General features: G+C 57.7%; 1 protein-coding gene. It reads right to left on the bottom strand.

Annotated features, from left to right (window positions below; genetic code table 11):
* On the bottom strand, nucleotides 1-828 hold an 828-nt coding region (locus WH277_RS01380), incomplete at both ends, for a methyl-accepting chemotaxis protein (protein WP_339503933.1).

The raw sequence follows: 828 nt of genomic DNA, 5'->3' as shown, positions 1-828 counted from the left end.
ATCGATCATTGTGCCGATCTCTTTTGCGGCGGTTGCGCTACGCTGGGCCAGCACCCGCACTTCAGAGGCGACGACCGCAAAGCCGCGACCGGCTTCGCCCGCACGTGCCGCTTCGACTGCGGCGTTGAGTGCCAGCAGGTTGGTCTGGAAAGCAATGCCATCAATCACGCCGACGATATCACCGATTTTGGCCGAACTGTGTTCGATGGCACTCATGGTCGACACCACATCAGAGACCACGCTGGCACCGCGTGAAGCCGATGCCGAGGCTTTCTGCGCCAGTGCGTTTGCTTTGCGCGTGTTGTCCTCGTTGTTTTTGACCGTCGCCATGATCTGTTCCATGCTCGACGCGGTTTCATCCAGCGAGGCGGCCTGCTGTTCGGTGCGGCTGGAAAGATCGATATTGCCGGAAGCTATCTCCTCAACGCCCGCGCCAATCGCATCGGTACCGTTACGCACGACAAGCACCATATTTTCCAGTCCGTCACGCATACGCTGCACGGCGGCAAACAGATGGGCGATCTCATTTTTGCCGCTGGCATCAATACGCGCCCGTAAATCGCCTTCAGCAATGCGGTCAAACACGGTAACGGCATTGTTGAGCGGTTTTACCACCAGGTTGGTCATCACTGACCAGGCCAGTCCGGCCAGCAGCAGGGCACAGGCGATAGCGCAGTAGAGGATAAACTGCATAGTGCTTACCCGATCGCTGGAGTCCTCATAAGCCACATCAATGCTTGAGAGCTTAAAGGCGACCAGTGCCTTTGAGGCTTTATCAAAAGCGGCATAGAGTGCCGTCGACTTCCCGGCGCGCTGGCGATAGTCGTC

The sequence above is a fragment of the Erwinia sp. MYb416 genome (genome assembly GCF_037479575.1).
In the GTDB taxonomy this organism is placed as follows: Bacteria; Pseudomonadota; Gammaproteobacteria; order Enterobacterales; family Enterobacteriaceae; genus Erwinia; species Erwinia rhapontici.
Note: the sequence above shows the minus strand (reverse complement) of the source record. Positions and strands in the feature narration are given on the sequence as shown.